Origin of the sequence: Mucilaginibacter sabulilitoris, from assembly GCF_034262375.1 — a bacterium.
Lineage (GTDB): Bacteria > Bacteroidota > Bacteroidia > Sphingobacteriales > Sphingobacteriaceae > Mucilaginibacter > Mucilaginibacter sabulilitoris.
Genome location: NZ_CP139558.1, coordinates 5,270,618 through 5,295,459, shown reverse-complemented (window position 1 = coordinate 5,295,459; position 24,842 = coordinate 5,270,618). Strand labels below are relative to the sequence as shown.

The 24,842-nt window shown below is 43.1% G+C and carries 18 protein-coding genes; 7 read left to right on the top strand and 11 right to left on the bottom strand.

Annotation, left to right across the window (positions count from 1 at the left end; genetic code table 11):
* The first annotated feature begins 2 nt into the window (after positions 1-2).
* Complete coding sequence (locus SNE25_RS22740; protein WP_321561309.1) at positions 3-1,481, top strand: glutamate synthase subunit beta; 1,479 nt, start codon at positions 3-5, stop codon at positions 1,479-1,481.
* Positions 1,482-1,659: 178 nt separating this feature from the next.
* On the opposite strand, the gene SNE25_RS22735 is transcribed toward SNE25_RS22740, so the two are convergent.
* The 5 genes from SNE25_RS22735 to SNE25_RS22715 form a co-directional block, all read right to left on the bottom strand.
* A complete protein-coding gene (locus SNE25_RS22735) occupies positions 1,660-2,097 on the bottom strand; it encodes a carboxymuconolactone decarboxylase family protein (protein ID WP_321561308.1) in 438 nt (145 codons plus the stop codon).
* Positions 2,098-2,181: 84 nt separating this feature from the next.
* Positions 2,182-2,757 (bottom strand): Crp/Fnr family transcriptional regulator, encoded by a 576-nt coding sequence (locus SNE25_RS22730; RefSeq protein ID WP_321561307.1) that lies wholly within the window; start codon positions 2,755-2,757, stop codon positions 2,182-2,184.
* Positions 2,758-2,799: 42 nt separating this feature from the next.
* Positions 2,800-3,324, bottom strand: a complete 525-nt coding sequence (locus tag SNE25_RS22725) for an SRPBCC domain-containing protein (protein WP_321561306.1) — start codon at positions 3,322-3,324, stop codon at positions 2,800-2,802.
* Positions 3,325-3,391: 67 nt separating this feature from the next.
* On the bottom strand, positions 3,392-3,823 hold the full coding sequence (locus SNE25_RS22720; protein WP_321561305.1) for an SRPBCC family protein: 432 nt from the start codon (positions 3,821-3,823) through the stop codon (positions 3,392-3,394).
* Positions 3,820-4,170 (bottom strand): ArsR/SmtB family transcription factor, encoded by a 351-nt coding sequence (locus tag SNE25_RS22715; protein ID WP_321561304.1) that lies wholly within the window; start codon positions 4,168-4,170, stop codon positions 3,820-3,822. The genes SNE25_RS22720 and SNE25_RS22715 overlap by 4 nt, the downstream gene beginning before the upstream one ends.
* Before the next feature lie 150 nt (positions 4,171-4,320).
* On the opposite strand from SNE25_RS22715, the gene SNE25_RS22710 reads away from it, so the two are divergent.
* On the top strand, positions 4,321-4,854 hold the full coding sequence (locus SNE25_RS22710; protein WP_321561303.1) for a DUF4142 domain-containing protein: 534 nt from the start codon (positions 4,321-4,323) through the stop codon (positions 4,852-4,854).
* Here SNE25_RS22710 and SNE25_RS22705 read toward each other — a convergent pair.
* The 6 genes from SNE25_RS22705 to SNE25_RS22680 form a co-directional block, all read right to left on the bottom strand.
* A complete protein-coding gene (locus SNE25_RS22705) occupies positions 4,846-6,048 on the bottom strand; it encodes a DUF763 domain-containing protein (protein ID WP_321561302.1) in 1,203 nt (400 codons plus the stop codon). The genes SNE25_RS22710 and SNE25_RS22705 overlap by 9 nt on opposite strands.
* 200 nt (positions 6,049-6,248) lie before the next feature.
* Positions 6,249-8,162 (bottom strand): AMP-dependent synthetase/ligase, encoded by a 1,914-nt coding sequence (locus tag SNE25_RS22700; RefSeq protein WP_321561301.1) that lies wholly within the window; start codon positions 8,160-8,162, stop codon positions 6,249-6,251.
* Positions 8,163-8,264: 102 nt separating this feature from the next.
* Positions 8,265-8,879: a GNAT family N-acetyltransferase gene (locus tag SNE25_RS22695; protein WP_321561300.1), complete on the bottom strand. Its 615-nt coding sequence runs from the start codon at positions 8,877-8,879 to the stop codon at positions 8,265-8,267.
* Positions 8,880-8,943: 64 nt separating this feature from the next.
* Entirely contained in the window at positions 8,944-9,540 is a 597-nt protein-coding gene (locus SNE25_RS22690; RefSeq protein WP_321561299.1) for a short chain dehydrogenase, read from the bottom strand.
* A gap of 94 nt (positions 9,541-9,634) precedes the next feature.
* On the bottom strand, positions 9,635-10,678 hold the full coding sequence (locus SNE25_RS22685) for a glycoside hydrolase family 43 protein (protein WP_321561298.1): 1,044 nt from the start codon (positions 10,676-10,678) through the stop codon (positions 9,635-9,637).
* 16 nt (positions 10,679-10,694) lie between these two features.
* Positions 10,695-14,687, bottom strand: a complete 3,993-nt coding sequence (locus tag SNE25_RS22680) for a hybrid sensor histidine kinase/response regulator transcription factor (RefSeq protein ID WP_321561297.1) — start codon at positions 14,685-14,687, stop codon at positions 10,695-10,697.
* A gap of 191 nt (positions 14,688-14,878) precedes the next feature.
* On the opposite strand from SNE25_RS22680, the gene SNE25_RS22675 reads away from it, so the two are divergent.
* The 5 genes from SNE25_RS22675 (at position 14,879) to SNE25_RS22655 (ending at position 24,816) form a co-directional block, all read left to right on the top strand.
* Positions 14,879-18,103 (top strand): SusC/RagA family TonB-linked outer membrane protein, encoded by a 3,225-nt coding sequence (locus SNE25_RS22675; protein ID WP_321561296.1) that lies wholly within the window; start codon positions 14,879-14,881, stop codon positions 18,101-18,103.
* Positions 18,104-18,127: 24 nt separating this feature from the next.
* Complete coding sequence (locus SNE25_RS22670; RefSeq protein ID WP_321561295.1) at positions 18,128-20,071, top strand: RagB/SusD family nutrient uptake outer membrane protein; 1,944 nt, start codon at positions 18,128-18,130, stop codon at positions 20,069-20,071.
* Between the two features lie 23 nt (positions 20,072-20,094).
* Entirely contained in the window at positions 20,095-20,793 is a 699-nt protein-coding gene (locus SNE25_RS22665; protein WP_321561294.1) for a DUF3823 domain-containing protein, read from the top strand.
* Positions 20,794-20,885: 92 nt separating this feature from the next.
* Positions 20,886-22,727: a glycoside hydrolase family 2 protein gene (locus tag SNE25_RS22660; RefSeq protein WP_321561293.1), complete on the top strand. Its 1,842-nt coding sequence runs from the start codon at positions 20,886-20,888 to the stop codon at positions 22,725-22,727.
* A 13-nt stretch (positions 22,728-22,740) separates the two neighbouring features.
* Positions 22,741-24,816, top strand: coding sequence for a beta-L-arabinofuranosidase domain-containing protein (locus SNE25_RS22655; RefSeq protein WP_321561292.1), 2,076 nt, complete (start codon positions 22,741-22,743; stop codon positions 24,814-24,816).
* The last annotated feature ends 26 nt before the right edge of the window (positions 24,817-24,842 follow it).

Below are 24,842 nucleotides of genomic sequence, written 5' to 3'. Positions count from 1 at the left end.
CAATGGGAAAACCAACAGGATTTCAGGAGTTTAACAGGGAGCTTCCTACGAAAGTGCCCGCTGCTGAGCGCGTAAAGAACTATAATGAGTTTGTTAATTTATATACCGACGAAAAGCTGAATCAGCAATCGGCCAGGTGTATGAACTGCGGTATCCCTTTTTGCCATTCGGGATGCCCGCTGGGTAATATTATTCCGGAGTTTAATGATGCGGTGTATCGTAAAAACTGGGAAGAGGCTTACCATATTTTATCATCAACAAATAACTTCCCTGAATTTACAGGCCGTATTTGTCCTGCACCATGCGAATCGGCATGTGTGCTGGGTATAAACAAACCGGCTGTAGCTATTGAGGAAATTGAAAAGCATATTATTGAAATAGCCTATCAGAAAAACCTGGTAAAACCTACCGCCCCGCTGGCTAAAACCGGTAAAAAGGTAGCAGTAGTGGGTTCTGGTCCGGCAGGACTGGCAGCGGCAGCGCAGCTGGTAAAAGCAGGTCACTCGGTAACTGTTTACGAACGTGATGATAAACCGGGAGGTTTATTGCGCTACGGTATCCCTGATTTCAAATTAGAAAAATGGGTTGTTGAGCGCCGTGTTGAAGTAATGGAAAAAGATGGCGTTGTATTTAAATTAAACAGTGAAGTTGGCAAAAACGTAGCTGCGGACGAACTGGTACGTAACAACGACGCTGTTGTACTGGCAGGCGGTTCAACCATACCCCGTAACCTGAACATTCCGGGCCGTGAGCTGAAAGGCATCCATTTTGCAATGGACTTTTTAAAGCAGCAAAATAAACGCGTAAGCAATATAGCTGTTGATGGTGAAGATATACTGGCAACCGGTAAAGATGTTGTAGTTATTGGTGGTGGTGATACCGGATCTGACTGTGTGGGTACATCAAACCGCCAGGGTGCAAATTCAATTAAACAATTTGAGGTGATGTTTCAGCCACCTGAAAAACGCACCAAACACATGCCATGGCCAACATATCCTATGGTGTTAAAAACCACCAGCTCACACGAAGAAGGCGCCGACCGTTTCTGGGGTGTAAATACCCTGGAGTTTTTAGGTGACGATGAAGGCAACTTGAGGGCGCTTAAAGTGGTTGATGTGGAGTGGGAGCAGGATTTTCTGGGCAGACCGGTGAAATTCCATGCGGTTGAAGGGTCGGAACGTGAAATTCCATGCCAGCGCGTATTCCTTGCTATGGGCTTCCTGAACCCTCAATACGAAGGCATGATGCACCAATTAGGCGTCGAGCTTGATGAGCGCAAAAATGCTAAAGCTAAAGAGGGCGTTTACCGTACCAATGTAAGCAAAGTGTTTACAGCAGGCGACATGCGCCGCGGACAATCGTTGGTGGTATGGGCCATATCTGAAGGTCGTGAAGCTGCCCGTAAGGTTGATGAGTTTTTAATGGGGCACTCGGTGCTTGAAAGTAAAGACGCTGTAAACCAATTTGAACAAGTATTCTAATTCGTGTCCTAATTAAATTATAAATCCAAATCCAAAAGCCGGGCTCCTGAAAAAGACCCGGCTTTTTTTGTGCAAAAGGATTGTCATGCTGAACATAGTGAAGCATCTATTCTGCGTTAGGCATATTCGTTAATAGATCCTTCGCTGCGCCAGGATGACAAGTTAGGTAGAGCAGAACTTATAAGCCCGGCTGCATACCTGTTGCTATACCAACTCTGTTCCACGCACTGATATTGATAATAGCCATAATAACCTGTGCCAGGTAATGTTCATCTAAAATAGCCGCTGCAGCCTGGTAGGTTTCTTCAGATACATGGTTTTGTATCAGGGTAACTTCTTCGGTTAAGGCAAGTATGACTCTTTCTTCGTCGTTAAAAAAAGGGGTTTCACGCCAGGCGTTCAGGGCATAAATGCGTTGTTCGGTTTCGCCGTTTTTGCGGGCATCTTTGGTATGCAAATCAATACAATAGGCACAACCGTTTATTTGCGAGGCGCGAATTTTTATAAGTTCCTTATGTGTTTTTGTTAAGCTGCTGTGCTCAATATAGTTGCTTAAAGCTCCTAATGCTTTGTATGCTTCCGGTTCTACTTTGCCGATTACAATTCTTGGTCCCATTTTCTTGTTGTTTTTGTTATACCCAAAGGTGCGGACAAAACAAGCCCCGAAAAATGAATCAAGATTAAGAAAATCTGCAGGTAGCTAAATTTTTTTGGCCCTGATTTTACTCATAAATTGCGGCGTAAAGCCCAGGTATGATGCCAGCATGTATTGAGGTATGCGTTGTATAAACCCCGGGAACCTATCGCTAAAGTTCCGGTAGCGTTCCTCATCGTTAAAGGTGTAAATATATTCAATGCGCCTTTGTGCGGCGATAAAAGCCCGCTGTTGGACTATCCTGAAATATCTTTCGAGCCGCGGAATTTTTTCAAAAAGGTCTTCGAGTTTATTCTTATTGATGCTGATAATCTCAGAATGCTCAACTGCTTGTATGTAGTAGTTGGAAGGGGTTTCGCTCTCCAGGCTCGAATAATCGCTCATCCACCAGTTTTCAATGGCAAACTGGGTAATTTGTTCGTTTAACTTTTTGTTAATAAAGTACAGTCGCAGGCATCCCTTGCTTACAAAATAAATTTCTTTGCAGGTATGGTCGGGTTCCAGCAGGAACGCCTTTTTCTTGACAGATTTTATCGTTACTGCCGAATTAACAAGCTCAATGTCCGCGTCATTAAGCTCAACAAATTTTTTGATATGATCTGTAAGGTTGGTAATCATCATTCGAAACCCGAATATAATAAGTAAACGTTGTACTGTAGCTTTTTACTTAAGCTGTTCAATGATGCGCTTGTACTTTGCCGTTATTACCTCCGATATATCCTGCCATTCTTCTATAGAAAATGTTGGTCTTTTTTCAATAGCACCATCAAGCGACAGACTAAGCAGGTCAAGATAGCCATGCCAGCCGGGTGCTGTATATTGCAGGTCAGATAGCGGTGCCAGGTGTTCGGTGAATATTAACCTGCAAGTGTCCTTCGTTTCTTTTATCAATTCCCAACGCAGGATATTCTGTTCACCAAAAGTATATTCCAATAAACGCCCGGTTTCTAATTGGGTAATTTTGCCTTCTACGGTAGCCATCATCAATTGCACTTTAATTTTACCGCCAATTTTTAAATCAATTTCGGCTGAACCAAACCATTTTGCCATTTGTTCGGGCTTTGTAAGGGCATCCCACACCTTACCGGCCGGGTGATTGAGCAGACGTTCAAACCTGATATCATAAGTATCTCCCGTTTTATGGAATGAGCCAAAATGGTCTGATAGTTTAAACTGTTCTTCAGGCATAATATATTTATTTAACCTGCTGGTACTTTTAAATAACGGCAGGTTTAATTATAAATTAAGTTAATTGTTAAGCTTGTGCTTTTTCTACATACTCTTTCAGCAGGCGGCCAACAATATCTGTCCATCCGGCAGTAAAGCTTTCTCTTGCAAAATCCTTTAACGGAGGGAAGGTTTCCAAACCGGTGTGAGTTAGTACCACCTTTGTTTTATCGCCCTGCGGAAACAGTTCCCATGTAACTTCAGATTCGCCTTCGTAACCTTCATACGTCCAGGTATGCGATAATTTGCGGCCTTCGACAACTTCGGTTACCCTGCATAGGTGAACGTAGGTTTTCTCTTCGCTTCCGCCGTTGAATGAAAATTCGAAGCCAACTACAGGTTTAAAATCCGGAAGGTCAAAATACCATTCTTTCATTTTTTTATGATCGGTAATGGCTTGCCATACCCTTTCAACAGGGGCGTTATAAATTCGGTCAATCACAAAAGGTTGTGCACTCATAGCTTTTTGTTTTTATGTTTAACATTGTTGGTTGATTCTTCTTGTTCTTTGTTCAGGAAATCGCCCAGGGCATCCAGTTTTTGCGTCCAGAACTGGCGATATTGCTCGGCCCAGTCGGTTACTTCTTTTAGCTGGCCAAGGTTAGCCTGGCAAAATCTTTCGCGGCCCTGCTGTTTAATAACCAGCAGGCCACATTGGGTTAGTATTTTAATATGTTTTGATACCGCGGGGCGGCTCATGTCAAATTTATCGGCCACTGTATTTAAGTTCATCCGCTCATGGGCAATGAGGTTGATAATTTCGCGACGGGTAGGGTCGGCTATGGCCTTGAAAACATCTCTATACATAATTCGACGGCCATTTGAAACCGTATGGTTACAAATATAAACGAAACCTTTTGGTTACGCAATTAAAAATGAAAAAAATGCCGTGGGTATTTAAGTAAACCAGAAGGTTAAATTTTTGTTATACCTGCATAAAATATAAACAAACTGTAGATGAAGCAAATAGCGGGTTATGTAATGGTTTTTATTTCCTTGTGTTTGATATCTGCTTGCCAGAGTAATAAACGGGCCAATAATTATAACAAGCAACCCGCGGTGAACGCCAGGGAAGAGGTCTTTTTAAAAAACGCGGCTGAAGCAAGCAACGCCTTTGTGAAAATTTCGGGTCTTGCTATATCCAACTCTAAAGATCAACAGGTATTACAGTTTGCAAAAATGATGATTGACGGGCATACTCAGCTTGCTGCCGATCTGCAAAAGTTACAGACTGATAATTTTGTAGTGCCCACTGACTCGATAAGCACCGCACACCGGCAAATAGTTGACAACCTGGGTAAAAGGAGGGCTTTGGAATTTGATAAAGCCTACCTACAGGAAATAATTAATGAATACGAAACGGAGATTAAACAATATGATTTTGCCGGCCAGTATCGGAGTCCTAATATTGCAGACTTTGCTCAAAAAGCGCTTCCGGCTTTAAAAGCACACCTTGATTCGGCAAAGGCCATTAGCGTTGCCTTAAAATAATTTCAATTGCTGTTGTACCGGCGGTTTAGCTTTTCCAAAAACAGTGCGACCTCCATATTTCCATGAGTTTTCGCGTTCCTGTGCTATTACCTGGTCAAAATTGGCATTGGGAATAAAATCCTCTTCGGCGTTCTCAGCAATTTTAGACAGCCGTTTAATAGCTTCATTTTTTTCAGACCGGCCCAGTTTTGCTTTGTAAACCGCATTTTGCAACGTACTGATAGTTTCATCATAAACTTTTGTGGGTACCGGGAAGGGGTGACCGTCTTTACCGCCATGGGCAAACGAAAACCTTGCCGGGTCCTTAAATCGCGATGGCGTACCATGGATCACCTCACTCACCAACGCGAGAGACTGTAAAGTCCGCGGACCTAAGCCTTGGAGTAACAGCAGCTCTTCAAAATCGGATGGTTGTTTTTCATGTGCCAGCCAAAGTACTGCGCCCAATCGTTTCAGGTCTACATCTTTGGCAGTAACATGATGATGACCGGGCATTACCAGTTTGTTGATCTCCCGGAGCATGTGTTCCGGATTTTCGGAGGCTATCTGCATCACTCCGTTTCGGGAACCATCAGCCTGCTTATCGGTCATGTTGAGAATGAGCCCATGGTTTTGCCCGTAGATGAATGTGTGCGGGTCGTTAACAAAGGAGGTTAGCTGTTCAGAGTGCCAGTGATAACGACGGGCCGTACGGCTTACATCGCTCATGCCTTGCTGTACCACGGCCCATTTGCCGGTATCGCTCAGTATAAAATTATGGGTGTAAAGCTGAAAGCCGTCCTGTATGGCAGTGTTATCAACCTTAGCGCTTAGCTTGCTGCATTTAACCAGGTAATTGCCATCGAGTCCGGTAGTCTCACTGATTCTTAACAGTTCGGCCGGGGTTTGTTTAGAGTGTTTTCCTTTACCGCCGCAAATGTAAATGCCCAGATCGCGGCTGTACGGGTTGATTGCCCTTTTTAACGCACCCATTACCGAAGTGGTAATACCCGACGAATGCCAGTCCATACCCATTACCGCGCCCACGCTTTGAAACCAGAAAGGATCGCTCAAACGGCGGAGAACCTCATCCTTACCATAATCTATTACGATATTTTCTACCACGGCAAGGCCCAGCTTAGCCATACGCTCGGCAAGCCATTGCGGTACATAGCCATAGTGTAAGGGCAAGTCGGCACTTCCGGATCGCTTCATACTAACAAAGTTAGTAAAAAATGACCGTTGATTAGTGTGATTGCGCTGATTACGTTGATTTTTTCTGAACCTTGATTGATAGGATTTCAGGATTGGCTTGAATTATTTGCTGGCTCGTTCTTGTTTTTTTACCTCGCAATAACGGGTTAGTTGAAGTAGTTAATCAACGTAATCAGCGAAATCATATAAATCAGTGGTCATTAATCAGCCTCGGTTTCCTGCAGGTACATTTCGTCAATATCGGCGGCGTATTTTTTCTCGATCACTTTTCGCTTGGCTTTCATGGTAGGGGTTATTTCGCCATCGTCCATGCTGAACGGGTTGCGTTTAACCTTGAATGCCTTAATGCGCTCGAATTTAGCCAGTTCATTACTCAGTTTACGCAGGTCCTGACCAATCCAGTCAACCAATTCCTTGTCTTCAATAAACACATCAGACTGCTCAAAAAACTCATTTTTAAGACCGAATGTTTCCTGCATGGTTTCGCGTGAAGGGACAATAATAGCGGTGATGTATTCTCGTTTGTCGCCAACTAAAAATATCTGTTCAATTTTAGGGCTTTTCAGATAAGTATTTTCTACCGGGGTGGGGTATATGTTTTTGCCGTAAGCATTTACCAGCATGTTTTTAAGGCGATCGGTAATTTGCAGGTTACCACGATAAAAGCGACCGATATCGCCGGTATGGAACCAGCCTTGCGGATCAATGACGGTAGCGGTTTCTTCGGGTTTGTTCCAGTAGCCTTTCATTACGCAATGTCCGCGTACAATGATCTCGCCCTCTTCCGATTGCAGGTCTTCTTTAAAGCTATCGTGAGTTTGTATGGTATAAATATGCTGGGTGTCTACATTTTGAATGGCCACCTCAATGCCCGGAATAATGCGGCCAACGGTACCATATATTACACGGTGATGCTCGGTTACCGCCATAACAGGCGATGTTTCGGTAAGGCCGAAACCTTCTAATATGATAATGCCCAGATCGCCAAAAAACTCGCCGATATTTTTAGGCAGCGCGCCACCTCCAGATACCATGAATTTTAAGCGACCGCCTGTTTTTTCTTTTATTTTGCTGAATACCAGCTTTTCGGCAATTTTTTGCTGGCTGCTTAAAATCAGGCCAGGTGTTTTACCGGCCTCCTTAACCAGGCGGTATTTTTTGCCAATATCCAGCGCCCACAAAAATATTTTTGTTTTTACGCCGCCCGCAGATGTGCCATTTTTAATGGCCTTATCATGTATACGCTCCAACAAACGGGGTACACAGTTGAGTACGGTTGGTTTAACTTCGGCCATGTTTTTGGCCAATAACTCCAGGCTTTGGGCAAAAGCAATTTTACAGCCTTTGTACAGGCAAATATGGTAGGTAGCTGTACGCTCAAACACATGCGACAGCGGCAGGAACGACAGGAACAGATCCTCTTTATCAATAAACGGGATCTGGATGAGGCTGTTAATTACGTTTTGGGTAAGGTTATGATGCGTGAGCATCACCCCCTTAGGTATGCCTGTAGTACCCGATGTGTAAATAAGGCAAGAAATATCTGTGGTTAAAATAGCCTCCCGTGCTGCTTTTATGGCATGATCATATCGGGCCACAAGCTCAAGGCCTTCCTGTATCACCTGATCAAAGCCGATAACACCTGCATTCAGGGTTAGTTTATCGCTGTATTTTTCAAAATCATCAAACGCTGGTATAATACGGATCAGCGACTCGCAGTTGTTGGCCACCTTGAGCACCTTACGAAACAGGAATGGATTACCCACGATGATGGTTTTGGCTCCAGAATCGTTCAGGATATATTCAATATCATTTTCGGCAAGGGTAGGGTATATGGAGGTATTTATCGCACCTATCTGCTGCAGGGCCTGATCATAAAGCACATAATCGGGGCCGTTCTCAATAAGCAGCGAAAGGCGGTCGCCTTTTCTGATACCCATGTGCAAGAACCATGCAGAGATAGCGTCTATCTTTTCCAGGGCTTCCTTGTAAGTAATTTCAACCCAGGCATCTTTTACTTTATGTATTAAAAAAGTATGGCTATCGGGATGTATAGTGCCTACAACATTGCGAATGAATGCCGGAACGGTTGATGGTTCAGTTGCCTGGTTCATTAAATTTATAAGGGTTTTAAAGTACCAAACTTATGTTTTTTAAGCTTAAAATTAAAATGAAATGGCGTTTATACTAAATTGTGATATTCGTAATCCTCATTTTTAATAATTGGTAATTTCCCGGCCTATAATATCATAAACTTTTAGCGGAGTTGTTCTGATTGCCGCACTGTCATAATCGGTTCTGTTCATTGCCCACACCATACTATCGCCATGCGAAGTGAGGCTATTGGTTAATGTTTTTTCGAGCTTATAACCCAGCTTCCGCGGAATATTCTGACTCCTGACATTGGCGCTGGCGCAATGTATTTCAATACGCGACAAATTTTCAAACTCAAAACCTACTTTGGTTAACGCGCAAACGGCTTCAAGCGCATACCCATTATTAATGTGTTTTACGCTGATCCAGTAACCTATTTCGCGTTCTGAGGGGCCCAGCCTGTTGTGCAAGCCCGTAGAGCCAATAAGCTCCGTACCGGTTTTGTTAAATATACCGTAAGTGTAATCTTCACCTAAATCAAACTGGCCCCTGAATTTGCGAAGTATGTCAATTTTGGTATCTATATCTGTTGGCTCCTTCAGGGCCCAGGGAAGCCAGGGCTTTAAATGATCTATGCTAACCGTTATCGTATCCAGCAATATAGGGGCATCGGCTGGCTCATAACAACGGATGAGCAACCGTTCGGTCTCTATTTTATATACTTTTGAAAGACTCATTGGATATTTAAAGAAGTACGAGCCCTGACAGGGCAGCCTTGTTTTATTTCAGGAGAAGGGTGTATTACCAAACTTTTATTATTTGCCCGGTTATGGCGCCAAAAACGCTTTTAAAATAGGCGTTAGCTACCCTATCCATTGACACGGGTATGTGACCCGGGAAGTAAGGAAAATAATGCGGAGAATCTTCAACAACGCCGGCGCTTACAGCGTTAATGCGTACGTTGTTTTCTAGCTCAATGGCAGCAGCTCTGGTAAAGCCGTCGATAGCTGCATTTACCGTACTTGGGTTTGCGCCTAAAACTATAGGATCATCAGATAAAATACCTGATGTAAGCGTAAACGAACCCTTGGGGTTTATATATCGCTGACCGATAAGCACCAGGTTTACCTGCCCCATAAGTTTGCTTTGTATGCCAATGCTAAAATCGGCGTTGGTCATTGATTTTAGCGGACCGAAATGCGCGTTGCCGGTTACGCTAACCAATGCATCAAAACTGCCTATTTGCTTATAAAATGCTTCGATAGATTCAGTCGATGTAATATCAACCTGTACATCCCCACTTTTAGATCCAACCGTAATAATTTCATTTTCGCCTCTGAGGGCTTCGGTTACCTTTTTACCAATAGTGCCGCTTGCACCAACAATAACTATTTTCATGTGCTGCTGTTTTTAGGTTATATTATACTGCAAGATAATGTTATCAATGTAATCATGATGTCAAACTAACACTATACCCCGACAGCTAACCAGCTTATTCTGCAGGCACAACCAACGCTACTCCTGTTTTTAAAGGTATTCCAAAATTAGGTGAGCCATCTTTATTCCAGCTGAACTTTTGAGCGCGCGGTGAGCGATCTCGGCCACATCCCTGGCCGGGTTTTGAATTGGCATGGTACAATATCCAATCCTCCTTACCGTTGGGCGATTTGAAAAATGAATTATGCCCCGGCGCATAAACCTCATTTTCGGGTGATTGTTTAAAAACCGGTTCCGCGGATTTTTTCCACGAAGCGGGGTCAAGCAAGTTGCTGTTTGTGGTGGTGGTGAGCATCCCAAGCGCGTAATAATCCGTCCAGCAACCGCTCGCTGAGTAAATCAGGAACAGTTTGTTATTATGTGTCAATATTTCGGGACCTTCATTAACATTTACATGTGCCGGGTTATTGTCGTCATGCAAATCGCCATACTTTTCCCATTGATATTCGGGGCTTGATATTTTAACGCGTTCGCTGCCTATGGTCACCGGGTCTTTCATTTTTGCTATGTAAATATTTTGCTGACCGTTCGCATCACCTTCCCAGCCGGCCCATATCATGTACAACTGGCCCTTGTTTTCAAAAACCGATCCGTCAATAGCCCATTTGTTGGTACTATCACCAATCTGGCCCTTAAATGTCCATTCACCTTGTGTAGGGTCGGCCGATGCATTTTCAATTACATACATGCGGTGATGATTGTTATCCCCATCATCGGCAGCGAAGTACATGTACCACTTGCCCTTTAAAAAATGCAGTTCGGGCGCCCATAGTTCTTTGGAATAGGGTTTGCCTGCCGTTGGTGTCCAAACAGTTTTCTTCTCGGCCTTGTCAAGCTCGGTTATATGCTTCGTTTTCCAGATCACCAGGTTATGGCCGGTACTGTTGGTATAATAATAGTACCCGTTTTTATAAATAACCCATGGATCAGCGCCTGATGGCAACAACGGATTGGTAAATGTTTTTGCATTTTTTTGCTGTGCAAAGCAGGTAATAATTGTAATTAATACAAAGAAAATCGTGCTTATAATATTTTTCATAGCAATAAATTACCCGTTAAAGCGGGCGGGTTTTAAGGTTTCGTTTATTTTGCTGATACTCGGTAGGGGTAGTGCCAAACTGTTTTAAAAAATTACGCCCCAGGTGCGATTGTGAACTGTAGCCCACCATGGCGGCAATTTCGTATACTTTATAATCGCCATCTTCAAGCAATTTAGCGGCTGCTTTTAAGCGGGTAATATTAATCAGTTCGTTAATGGTAAGGTTTGATATGGCTTTTACTTTACGGTACAGCGTTGGCTTGCTCATGTTCATGAGGTTGGCTATGTGCTCCACATCCAGATCGGGGTTTTGAATATTTCTGTTGATGGCAGCGTTCAGCCTATCTAAAAAGCTTTCATCGGGTTTGGAGTATGCCATGGTGTTGATGTTGGCCAGCGGCGAACTCGCGAAATGTTCCCTTATTTTATTGCGGTTGATGAGCAGGTTGGCTATTTGCACTTGCAAATGTTCGGGCGAGAACGGCTTTTCTATATAGGCATCGGCACCAACTTCAAGGCCTTCAATTTTACTTTGCAGCGTGTTTTTAGCCGTAAGTAATATGATGGGGATGTGGCTGTAATCAAAATTAGTCTTTATTTTTTTGCACAGTTCAAAGCCGTCCATAACTGGCATCATCACATCACTAATAATTAGCTGAATATTCTCAATCTCGATCATATCGAGCGCTTCCTGGCCGTTAAGGGCTTTAATTACCGAATATTTATCGCTCAGGTCGTCCGAAATAAAATCAAGTATCTCGGGATTATCATCCACTAAAAGTATAATTGGTTTCATAAAGTCAAAATCCTCCTCTTTGTTTTTATCAGTCAGTTCATACTCATCAGGTATATTGTACAGGTCAAATTCCTTTTCCTGATGTACGGGCAGTGTAAGCATGAAAATGTTAAGCTCATTCATCGGCTTATTTAATACCAGCACACCTTTATGCAGTTCGGCCAGTGAACGCGATAGGGATAATCCTATACCTGTTCCAATTTGCTTTTCCGATTCTTTAAGCCGGAAAAAAGGTTCAAATATTTTCTCACGCATCTCATAAGGCACTATAAAGCCATTATTCTTTATCTCTATGGAAAAAGTGCAGTCATCATCTTTACATTCCAGCAGTTCAACCTCTACTGTTGATTTACCGTACTTAATGGCATTATTAATAAGGTTACTTATAATTTTGGTAAAAGCCTCAATATCCACATAAGCATACATGTTTTTGGGTGGATGACTGAGCTTGTAATAGAGGTTTTTTTGCTCGGCCATAGGTTTAAACCGTAAAAAGGTATCGGCCAGTAATTCGGTTATATCTGTTTTAACAAAGCTAAGACTAAAACCGTTGGTTTCGGTCTTCCTGAAATCGAGCAGCTGGTTGGTAAGATCTAAAAGCCGGTCGGTATTCTTCTCCATTATTTTGAGATTATTCTGAATATCCGGAACACTTCCGGCCCTTTTGATCACCTTTTCCATAGGGCCTTTGATAAGGGTGAGCGGTGTGCGGATCTCATGCGCTACGTTAGTAAAAAATTCAATTTTGGCGTTATATATTTGTTTCTCTTTGTCGTTTTCCAGTATTTCTATTAAGCGTTTATTCTTGTCGCGGGTGCGGATATGGTATTGTCTAAGTAAGTAATAGACGGTAAAGAGCAGGAGCAAGGCATAGGCAATATATGCCCAGATGCTTTCCCAAAAAGGTGGGGTTATGATAATATCCAACCGGGTTTCTTTATCGGCCCATATACCGCTGTAATTGGCCGCTTTAACAATAAAGGTATAGTGCCCTGGTAAAAGCTGGGTGAAATAAACCTTTCTGTTGGTTTTTAATGACGTCCAGCCTTTGTCGAGCCCTTTCATCATATATTTATACTGGCTCATTTCGGGCGATGAATAACTTAAGGCCGCGAAATCAATACTGAACGACGACTGGTTATGATCGAGCTTTATTTGTTTAGTACAAATAATAGACTTGTGCAACAAGGAATCGCTGCTGTTGACCGAAATTTCCTGGTTATGCACCTGGAAACCGGTAATATACACAGGAGACACAGAGGCATTCTTTTTAAACTGCGCAGGGTTGAAACTAACCATACCCTTTACGCAGCCAAAATACATGGTGCCATCAGTATCTTTAAAGGCAGAATTATAATTAAACTGGTCGCTTAACAAACCACTGGCTTTGGTATAAACCTTAATATTTTTGCTGGTTATATTTAAAGATACCAGTCCGCGGGTGGTACTTACCCAAAGGTTTTTATTATCGTCTTCCAGTATCCGGAAAATATAATTACTCGGGAAGCCATTGTTAAGGTCATAAAATTTATAGGTCTTTTTTTCAGGATCATAATTCAGCAAACCAAACCCCTCCGTTGCAAACCACATTTTATGATCACTGTCTTCAAATGCCCCGTTGACAGAGCTATTATTAAGGGCCTTGGTTATATCGAAAGTGGCGTTTAATTTACTACCAGTATCCTTAATCGGGTCATAAGTATAAATACCGTCATGTACAGTGCCTACCCATATTTTTCCGTTATGATCTTCGGTCATGCAGTATATAAAATCATACAATGGCACGCCATTTACAAGTGTAAAATCTTTGGTGCCGGTATTGTATCGGTAAAGTCCGTGAGTGGTACCCACCAGGATAATACCCGAGCGGGTTTTTAAAAAGGTAATAATAAAATTGCTTTTCAGCATGTTTTTTGCCTTGCCCGACACATAATAACGTATCACCTTACCTGTGGGTATATCCATTATGTCCAGACCTCGTTCAAAAGTGCCGATGAACAACTCGTTACCATTGGCTAACAAACCGTGGATATTGGTATTTGATATGCCGTTCTTTACACCGGGGTAATAATGCGTCCAGGTTTGCTTATCGGGACTTAGTTTATTCAATCCGTTATCTTCGGTACCCATCCATAAATTACCATACTGGTCTTTGCAAATTTCACGCACTACATTACCCTGTAAACCGCTTTTGTCAGACGCGGGGTAAAATTTGTTAAAGGTTGAATATTGTTTAGGATAGTAGTTTACGCCGCCAAAATAAGTTCCTGCCCAAATGCCGCCTTCAGCGTCTTTATAAAGCGCGTAAATGGCATTGTCAGATATCGAATACGGATCATGATAGTTTTTTTTAAGGTTAAGGAAAGTACCCTTTTGCACATTATAAATAAACACTCCCGATTCGGTAGCTATCCAATATTCTTTATCGGAATACTTCACAAAATCCCTTACATATACCTCGGTTTTGTCTGGATTATAGGTTAACAGATCACGATAATTACCGGTAGCGCAATCAAACTCCTTAAACCCCTGGTTGGTAGTGCCTACAAATATTTTATTATCTCCTGCGCCGTATATTTTTTCAATAAAATTTGATGCTACCCATTTTGAGTTTTTAAACATGCTGTAGCTTGTAAATGAATGAGTTAAAGTGTCTAATTTCTCTAAAGTTCCTGTGGTAGACGAAACCCAGACCGTACCGTTATTAATAGCTATTGATGTGACATCAAAATGCTGAAATGATCTAAAATTAGTTATTTTGCCCGACTTGCCATCATATTTCATGAGGGCTGGCCCCCCAACAAACCAGCAGTTATTGTTATTATCGATTACAATACACCTTACCGCATCTTTATTTAAGGGGTTGATGTGTACAAAACTTTCGGTTTTGGGATCGTAGCGGTCAATACCAAGGTCGTTACCTATCCATAAGTTGCCGTTTTTATCCAGGCACAGGGCGTGTATCATATCGCTGGATATGCTTTTTTTGTCCGTTGCGCTATGCCTGAATGTTTTAAAGGTATAGCCATCAAACCTGTTCAGGCCATCTTTGGTTCCCATCCATAAAAAGCCCCGTTTATCCTGTATGGTACAGTAAACCGTATTATTTGAAAGGCCCTGCTCAACCTGGTAATGCCTGAAATAGTATGACTGCGCCTGGCATATACTGCAGGGTAGCAGCAATAGAAAGTAAATTAAATATATAGGTTTCAAAATCGTTCGCTGAAACAAATATAACTATTCTCGTTAAGGGTTTTCGTCTTGGTAAAAAATGATACTTTTTGACTAATAATTGATATGATTTGGTTAATAGGGCGGGAGGAAATCCTTTTTCTTTACGTTGTGATTTAAATCTGTCAATTCTACATTTTTAAATTGACACTTAACCAATTAATTAATCATTTATGAGAAAATTTTTACTACTCCGGCAGGCGGATTACCTCCGCTTGCAATGGCCGCCGAGTAAATGGGGCCCAAAAGTATCACTAATTATCTTTTTCATCGTGGCTTATCAGCTCATTTCGTTTTCGGCGTCGGCCCAAAACAAAATTCAGATAAGCGGCACCGTAGCCGATACTACCGGCGAAGTGCTCACCGGTGTGGCGATAAGGGTGAAAGGAACCCAGGCCGGCACAACGACCGATGTTAAAGGTCATTTCAGTCTGTCAGTTCCGGATGCTAACGGGACCCTGGTTGTTACTTACATAGGCTTTACAACCCAGGAAATACCGATCAATGGGCGCACTACTATCGCCATCAGGTTAAAATCAAGCAGTTCATCCCTTCAGGAAATTGTGGTAACAGGTTACGGAACGCAAAAAAGGGAATCCATAACGGGTGCCATATCCAGCGTAACCAGTAAAGATCTGGAGCGCGTACACGCCGGCTCGACGGTAAGTACGGGTTTGGCAGGTAAAATACCAGGTGTAACATTCAGACAATCTGAAGGAAGACCGGGAGCAAGCGCCAGCATCCAGATCCGTAACATGGGTTCGCCGTTGTATGTAATTGATGGTATACAACAAGACGAAGGACAGTTTAATAACCTTTCGCCAAATGACGTGGAAAGTATCACCGTGTTAAAGGATGGTTCTGCAGCTATATATGGTGTACGTGCGGCAAACGGCGTTGTGGTGGTAACTACCAAAAAAGGGGCCGGTGAAAGCCGCATTAATATTGATGCCTACACCGGTTATCAAAACTGGACAAGGTTCCCTAACGTATTGACCAATTCGTACGATTACATGCGCTACAAAGCCGAAGCGGATGTAAACACCAACGGTTCTACCAGTATAACCCAGGCCGAGCTTGATAAATATAAAGCAGGCACCGATCCGGCTTACCGCAGTTTTAATTGGCGCGATTATGTGTTGAAAAGCAATAATAATGCCCCCCAAAACTCGGTTAATGCCAACTTTACGGGCGGTACCGACAAAGTAAATTATTATGTATCGGCAACAAACCTGTTCCAAAACTCACAATTGGGCAAGGAATATAAATTTAACCGATCCAATATCCAGTCGAACGTTTCTGTTAAGGTTGCCAATGGTTTAAAGGTTAGTTTGGATATTAACGGCCGTATCGAAACACGCGAAAACCCTGGTGTACCGGGAGGCGATGATTACTTCCTGGCCAAATTCGCCGTATTGCGTAACACGCCTTTAGAGCGTCCGTATGCTAACGACAACCCTGCTTATTTGAACGATATTGGTCACACCGAATCAAATTACGCGTTTTTGAATAAAGATCTGTCAGGTTTATATCACAGCGACTGGCGCGTATTGCAAACCAACTTTAATGCCGAATACCAGATACCAGGTGTTAAAGGTTTAGCCATTAAAGGTTTATACTCTTATTATATTGCCGATTATTTACTTAATAACCAGGAATATACCTATGAGGCGTATACATACAGGCCCGAAACAAATACTTATGATGTAACAGGCGGTAGCACCAACCCATGGCGTGAGCGTGAACAAAAGAAAGAGTTTGCAAAAACCATGCAGGCACAGATTAATTACAATAATACATTTGGCAAAAGCACCATTGGCGCAACATTCGTTGCCGAACGTATTGAGCTTAATCACTTGAGAAATTGGATCCATGCTTCTCCAATTTCAAATAATCTGCCGCTTATTTATTTCCCTACTACCGATCAGTACCAGGATAGCGACGATAAAGAAGCACGTATTGGCTACATTGGTCGTGTAAATTATAACTACGATAATAAATACTACCTCGAAGCTTCGGCCAGACGGGATGCCTCTTATTTGTTTGCTCCAGACAGACGTGTTGGTTATTTTCCGGGTGTATCTGCAGGTTGGCGTATAACACAGGAAGGCTTCGCGAAGAAAATATTAGGCGACAACAGCGTGCTTAATGATTTAAAATTCAGGGCATCTTATGGTGTACTGGGTGACGACCGCGATCCTAATAACTCAGCTAACCCAATTGTGCCGGCTTACGCTTATTTACCTGGTTATAACTATAACCAGGGTACTGCCATATTAGATGGTAACGCAGTAACCGTATCACGTGATAAGGGTATACCCGTTAACCGTATCTCCTGGTTAAAGAGTAAGATCACCGATGTGGGTATGGACTTCAGTTTATTAAACAACAAACTGACAGGTTCATTTGATTATTTCTACCGTAAACGTACCGGCTTGCTGGGTGATAAAAACGATATAATAGTACCTATCGAAATAGGTTATTCGCTGCCACAGGAAAACGCTAACAGCGATGCACAATACGGTGAAGAAATTGCCTTGAATTATGCTAGTAAAATTGGTAATGTAAGCTTCAATGTGGGTGGTAACTTTTCATTTAGCCGCTCTAAAGATCTGACCCAATATAATCCGCTTTTCTACAACTCCTGGGATCAGTACCGTAACTCATCCGCAAACAGGTATTCACATATTGACTGGGGTTATGAAGTAATTGGTCAGTTCACATCACAGGAACAAATTAATAATTATACCATTAATAATGATGGTAAGGGCAACCGTTCACTGCTGCCAGGCGACCTGATGTATAAAGATCAGAACGGCGATGGTAAAATTGACCAGTATGACGAACGCCCTGTTGGCTTTGGTGGCGGAAAACAGCCTAACATCAACTTTGGCTTTACACTTGGTGCCGCGTACAAAGGTTTCGATTTTCATGCCGATTTCTCAGGAGGCGCCGGTTATACCTGGTTCCAGAACTATGAGTCAAGATGGGCTTTCCAGAACAACGGAAACTTAAATAGCATTTTTGAAGACAGGTGGCACCGCGCCGATCCGTTTGATGTGAACAGTCCGTGGGTAGCCGGTAAATATCCTGCAAATAGGGTAAACCCTGGTTTTGGCCACAGCGATTATGAACTAAATGGACAGCGGAATTCAACCTTTTGGCTGCACAGCGTAAAATACTTAAGGGCCAGAACCATAGAGTTGGGTTATTCATTGCCATCGCAATGGTTAACCAGGGTTAAAATTAAACGTGCGAGATTCTACGTGAACGCGTACAACCTGTTTTCGTTTGATAACCTGAAGCAATACTCTGTTGACCCCGAAGTTAACGATGATAACGGGCTTCAATTCCCTCAAAGTAAGGTACTCAACTTTGGTGTTAATTTAACTTTTTAATTGATCCCCCAAGTTTAAATTTCAATGAAAAAAATATCATTAATCACAATAATTGCAACCCTGTTAGTTACGGGATCATGCAAAAAAGATAGCTCATTTTTAGATGTGCCGCCCAAACAGGTATTGCCTACCGAGTTGGCCTTTTCAGACCCTGCGTTGGTATTATCTATCCTAGGCGATTTATACAATAGGCAGAGAGACTTTTCAAGCCTGGATGGACATCCGGTAAGAGAGTATCCTTTATCTCCCAATGGAGATGTGGAGCCCGGATGGCGCACTTTTGCCGACTTCAGTGAATCTTTTCCATCAGAAAATGGAAGTTCATTTTTAGTACAAAGAACCGGTTGGGACTATGACGAATGGTACATATGGGATTACGGATACATCCGCGACCTTAACCTGTTTATTCAGCGCGCTACTGCTGCAACAAAACTTACCGAGGGCGACAAAACCCGTTTTATAGCCGAAGCACGGTTTCTGCGTGCCAATTACTATTTTGAAATGGTTAAGCGGATGGGCGGCGTACCCCTTATTACAGATCCACTTGCTTATGATTATTCAGGAAATGTTACACCGCTGCAAAAAGCACGTGCTAAGGAATCTGAATTATATGATTTTGTGATCAGCGAAGCAGAAGCAATAAAAGACCAGCTGCCCGCTGATGTTAACGAAAAGTCAAGAGCCACCAAGGCTGCTGCATTAGCAATGGAAGCAAGGGCTGCTTTATATGCGGGTTCTATTGCAAAATATGGTGCAAATACACCGCAGGTATCATTACAAGGCGGCGAAGTGGGTATACCTGCAGGCATGGCCAACGGATACTATACCAAAGCGCTGGCAGCAGCACAGTCAATCATTAACGGCGGGGCAGGCGCTTACCAGCTTTATAAAGTACTGCCTGATCTGGCCGATAATTTTGCTGCTATATTTCTTGATAAAAGCAGTGTAAACCAGGAGGCTATATTTGTAGAGGACTTTAAGGTTAACAGCGGTAAGGTACATGGCTTTACTACCAACAATCAGCCGTTTTCAATTTCAGATGAGGGGTTGGATGCCGGCCGTTTAAACCCGTCATTAAACCTTGCCGAAGCATTTGAAAAGCTGGATAATACCTATGCTCCTTTTGGCACAAAGGATGGTTCAGGTAACCCTGTTTATTATACTAATCAGCTTGATATTTTTGCTGGTCGCGATGCAAGGCTTGCAGGTACGTTATTGTTACCGGGCGGTTCATTTAAGGGGAAAAAGACTGATGTTTGGGCCGGCTATCAATTGGCAGATGGCAGTGTGCTTACCAGCGATGATGCAGGTCATTTAAAACCACTGCCTGGTACAACAACAGCGGTACAGGTAGTAGGTAAAGATGGCGTGGTAAATGGCGAAGAATTCAGGTCGCAAACTGGTTTTTACATCCGTAAATACCTTGATCCGGCAGTTGGTTCTGGTCGTCGTGGCCGTGGTAGCGAGGTGGCTTTCATCCGTTACCGTTATGCAGAAGTATTGTTGAATGCAGCTGAAGCTGCTTTTGAACTGGGTCAGCAATCGGTAGCTGCCAATTATATAAACCAGGTAAGGGCGCGTGCAGGTCTGACTATTCCGTTAACAGATATTACCTTTGACCGCATAGTACATGAGCGTCGCGTAGAGTTAGCATTTGAAGGTCATATCCTGTATGATATGAAACGTTGGAGACTGGCCACCGCGGTTTGGGATGGTAATCCAATGACTGTTACTGACCTGGTTAGCAATATCGGCAAAGCAAACAAACGCAGCACACAGCCTTATGGTTTATGGCCATATAAATATTACAACCCCGGAAATGCCAATAATGGTAAATGGTTATTTAAAGAGGTATTACCATCGGTTGTAACCGGCAGAAACAGGTTCCAGTTAGGCAATTATTATTCACAAATAGGGAATGATGTAATATCAGCCAACCCTAAAATTGTTAAGCAACCAAATCAATAAGTATTTACTTATAAATTAAGATCATGAAAATAAAATTTCATCATATTGTACTGGCGCTCTTACTGGCAACCGTGGGTTGTAAGAAAGATAATTACGATGCGCCCTCGTTAAAACTTACCGGCAGGCTGATGTATAAAGGAGAATCCATAGGGGTTGAATATAACCAGGTGCCTTATGAACTTTATCAGGCGGGCTTTGGCAAAGTAGGTCCTATTGGTCAAACCTTTGGGCAGGATGGTACTTATTCATCTTTATTGTTTAAGGGTAATTATAAATTTACCATACCGCCAAATCAAGGTCCGTTTTTATGGAAAGAGCTGGCATCAGGTAAACGCGATACAGTAGCAGTAGCACTTACCGGTAACCAAACTATGGATGTAGAGGTAACTCCGTTTTATATGATAAGGGATGCAAAGCTAACTGCCGGTAGCGGTAAGGTGACTGCGACCTTTAACATCGAAAAAGTAATTACCGATGCTAACGCAAAAGATATAGAACGGGTAACGCTGTATATCAATAAAACCCAGTTTGTATCAGGAGGAGACAATATAGCCTCCACGGATTTGGCCGGCTCGGATATTACCAGTTTAAATAATATCACTATGAATGTGGCTATCCCGGGCATTACCCCAACACAAAGTTATGTTTTTGCCCGTGTGGGTATTAAGATAGCAGGGGTAGAGGATATGATATTTTCCCCTTTAACTAAAGTATCATTTTAATTACAAATTACAGGGGCCATACTTCGGTGTGGCCCCTTATCTTTATGAAATAATTGTTACCCTAATATTTATTAAACATCTGCTAATACCCGATGAAAAAACTTAATCTTTGTTTATCGCTCCTGATTTCAGCGTCTCTGTCAGCCAATGCACAGCAAGGTGGCTGGCATCTTATTAAAGATAAAATCACCACACCGTGGGCCGAAAAGGTGGACCCAAAAGCTCCGCTGCCAGAATATCCGCGCCCGCAAATGGTTAGGGCCAACTGGCAAAACTTAAACGGTATATGGAGTTATGCCATAGTGCCTAAAGCAGTAACTGGTCCTGCTAAATACACAGGTGAAATACTGGTGCCTTTCGCTGTTGAATCGGCGCTTTCCGGTGTAGGTAAAACAGTAGGTAAGGATAGCATGCTGTGGTACAAAACTACTATCAGCTTAAACAAAACCTTAAAGGGTAAAGACGTGCTGTTGCATTTTGGCGCGGTTGACTGGCGCACTGAGGTTTTTGTGAATGGCAAAAGCGCAGGTATACATGAAGGTGGCTTTGATCCCTTTACATTCAACATCACCCCTTATTTAAAAGGCGGTTCTAAACAGGAAATAAAAGTTAGCGTATGGGACCCAACAGATGATGGTCCGCAGCCGCGCGGCAAGCAGGTTAAAAAGCCTGAGGGTATCTGGTATACTCCGGTAACCGGTATCTGGCAAACCGTTTGGCTGGAGGGCGTAGCTAAAACACATATCGACGCCACCAAACAAACCCCTAATATTGATGATCACACACTATCGGTTTCGGCCGAAGTTTCAAATAGCCAGCCCGGTGATAAGTTAAAAATCACCGCCTGGGACGGCAAAACACAGGTTGACGAAAAAATTGTAGATGCAGGCGCAACCGCGGTTCTGGATATTAAAGATCAGAAACTATGGTCAACAACCAGCCCGTTCCTTTATGATCTGAGTGTGGCTGTTATCCGCAACAATAAATCTGTTGACGAGATCAAAAGCTATTTCGCCATGCGTAAAATATCATTAGGCGCCGATGCCAATGGCGTACAGCGTATGTTGCTGAACAACAAATTTGTATTTGAATATGGTCCGCTTGACCAGGGGTGGTGGCCGGATGGCTTATACACGCCGCCGACCGATGAGGCTATGAATTTTGATATTGATAAGCTGAAAGCGATGGGCTTTAACATGATCCGTAAGCACATTAAAGTAGAGCCGGCCCGTTATTATACTTACTGCGATAAAAACGGTATGTTGCTATGGCAGGATATGCCAAGTGGCGATTTGGGTAATCGCTGGGAAAACCGCCCTGGCGTGCTGGATAAAGCCACAGATCAGCAGCGTACGCCAGAGTCTGAAGGCTATTACCGTAAAGAGTGGAATGCCATTATCAGTTCATTATATAACTATCCATGCATTGTAGTTTGGACACCATTTAACGAAGCATGGGGGCAGTTTAAAACTGTTGAGATAACCGAATGGACTATGAAAAAAGATCCGTCGCGCCTGGTGAACAGCGCCAGTGGGGGTAATTTCTACGCTACCGGCAATATAGTCGATCTGCATAATTATCCGCACCCGGCTATGCCACGCCCCGAAATATTTGGCAAAACACAGGCCGTTGTTTTGGGCGAATTTGGTGGTTTAGGCTGGCCGGTTGATGGCCATACCTGGCAAGCCAATAAAAACTGGGGCTACCAGAATTTTAAAAACGCCGATGACCTGTTTAAAAAATATAGTTCCTTCACTGACAGGCTGCAGGAGTTAATCAAATTAGGGCTATCTGCAGCAGTATACACTCAAACAACCGATGTAGAAGGAGAGGTGAACGGTTTTATGACCTATGACCGTAAGATAATTAAAATGCCCGTTGAATCGCTGCAAAGAGTGAACTCTAAGTTGTATGATCCATCCTTAGTAAAATAATAATGAACTTATTATGCACTTCAAAAACAAAATAAACTACCTTAAAAAAAGCCTCTTTTTTACAACCGCTTTGGTTTGTTCGGGCGTGTATGCCGCCACAGCTCAAACCGCTGTTAAGGCTACAACGGTAACTAAAATTGATAACCAGCAGCTAAATGCGTTTTACGTAAATAACCGCGCTCCGCTGCAAAAGCAGTATTTTACCAAATTGCCTGTGGGGAGTATTAAAGCCGGAGGCTGGTTAAAAAAAGCGCTTGAACTGCAGCGTGATGGCCTTACCGGTAACCTGGGCGAAATAAGTGTATGGTTATCTAAAACAGATAATGCCTGGTTAAATAAGGAAGGCACTGGTAAATATGGTTGGGAAGAACTGCCATACTGGCTGAAAGGCTATGCCAACATCGGCTATATGCTGGGCGATAAAAAAATGATTGCCGAAGCTAAATTCTGGATAGACGCGGTGCTGAATAACCAGCGCGATAACGGCGATTTTGGCCCCGACAGGAAGAATAAGGGCAACCGCGACCTGTGGACAAACATGCCAATGTTATGGTGCCTGCAATCATATTATGAGTTTACTAAAGATCCGCGGGTGATACCTTTTATGACTAAGTACTTTAAGTATGAGTTATCTATACCCGATGATCAATTTTTAGAAGATTACTGGGAAAACAGCCGCGGCGGCGATAACATGACCAGCGTATACTGGTTGTATAACCGTACCGGCGATAAATTCCTGCTTGATCTGGCCGCCAAGCTCGATAAGAATACAGCCAACTGGCGCCAGGTTAATGATCTGCCCAACTGGCACAACGTAAACGTGGCTCAGTGTTTCAGGGAACCGGCTACTTATTACCTGCAAAGCCATGACCCTAAAGATCTGGATGCTACCTATAATGATTTTAAACTCGTGCGTGCTATATATGGTCAGGTTCCGGGTGGTATGTTTGGCGCCGATGAAAATGCGCGCAAAGGTTACGATGATCCTCGCCAGGCGGTAGAAACCTGCGGTATGGTTGAGCAAATGACGTCAGACCAAATGTTGCTCGGCAATACCGGCGACCGTTTCTGGGCCGAGAATTGCGAGGATGTAGCATTCAATACTTTCCCTGCGGCCTTTATGCCCGATTACCGCTCGTTACGCTATTTAACCGCGCCCAATATGGTGGTAAGCGATAGTAAAGACCATCATCCGGGTATTGCCAACGAAGGGCCATTTTTAATGATGAACCCTTTTAGTAGCCGTTGCTGCCAGCATAACCATGCCGCGGGCTGGGTGTATTATGCCGAAAACCGTTGGATGGCTACACCCGATAATGGCTTAGCCGCCGAACTGTACACACAGGGACAAGTTACTGCCAAAGTAGGTAATGGTACACAGGTAAACCTTGTTGAAACTACCAGATATCCGTTTGAAGATCAGGTGAACGTAACTGTTAATACGCCAAAAGCCGTAAGCTTTCCATTGTACCTGCGCATACCTGCATGGTGTAAGGGAGCTACCGTAAAAATAAATGGCAAGAGCGTGGAAGTGAACACCAGCACCGGCGACTACATCAGGTTATCTAAAACCTGGAAAAATGGTGATAAGATAACCCTGCAGCTACCGATGCAATTACAAGTGCGCCAATGGACCGCTAACAAAAATAGCGTAAGTGTAAATTATGGTCCGCTAACTTATTCGTTGAAAATTGATGAGCAATATACCGAGAAAGATGGCAGGGAGGCAACCCAGGGCGATTCGCACTGGCAACCCTCTGCTGATCCGGGAAAATGGCCATCTTATGAAATTCATGCGGCCTCACCATGGAACTATGGCTTGGTACTTGATGAAAAGCATCCCGAAAAATCTTTCGAGATCGTTCATCGCAGCTGGCCTAAAGACGATAATCCTTTTACCAACACTAACGCGCCTATTGAACTTAAAGCTAAAGGAAAGAAGATTCCCGGCTGGACAATTGACCAGTATGGCCTTTGCGGTGTGTTACCTCAAAGCCCGGTTAAAACAGCTGAGCCAGTTTCAGAGCTAACACTGGTGCCTATGGGAGGGGCAAGGTTAAGGATTGCTTCGTTCCCGGTAACGGAGTAAACAGACGTTGAACTTAATACATTTAA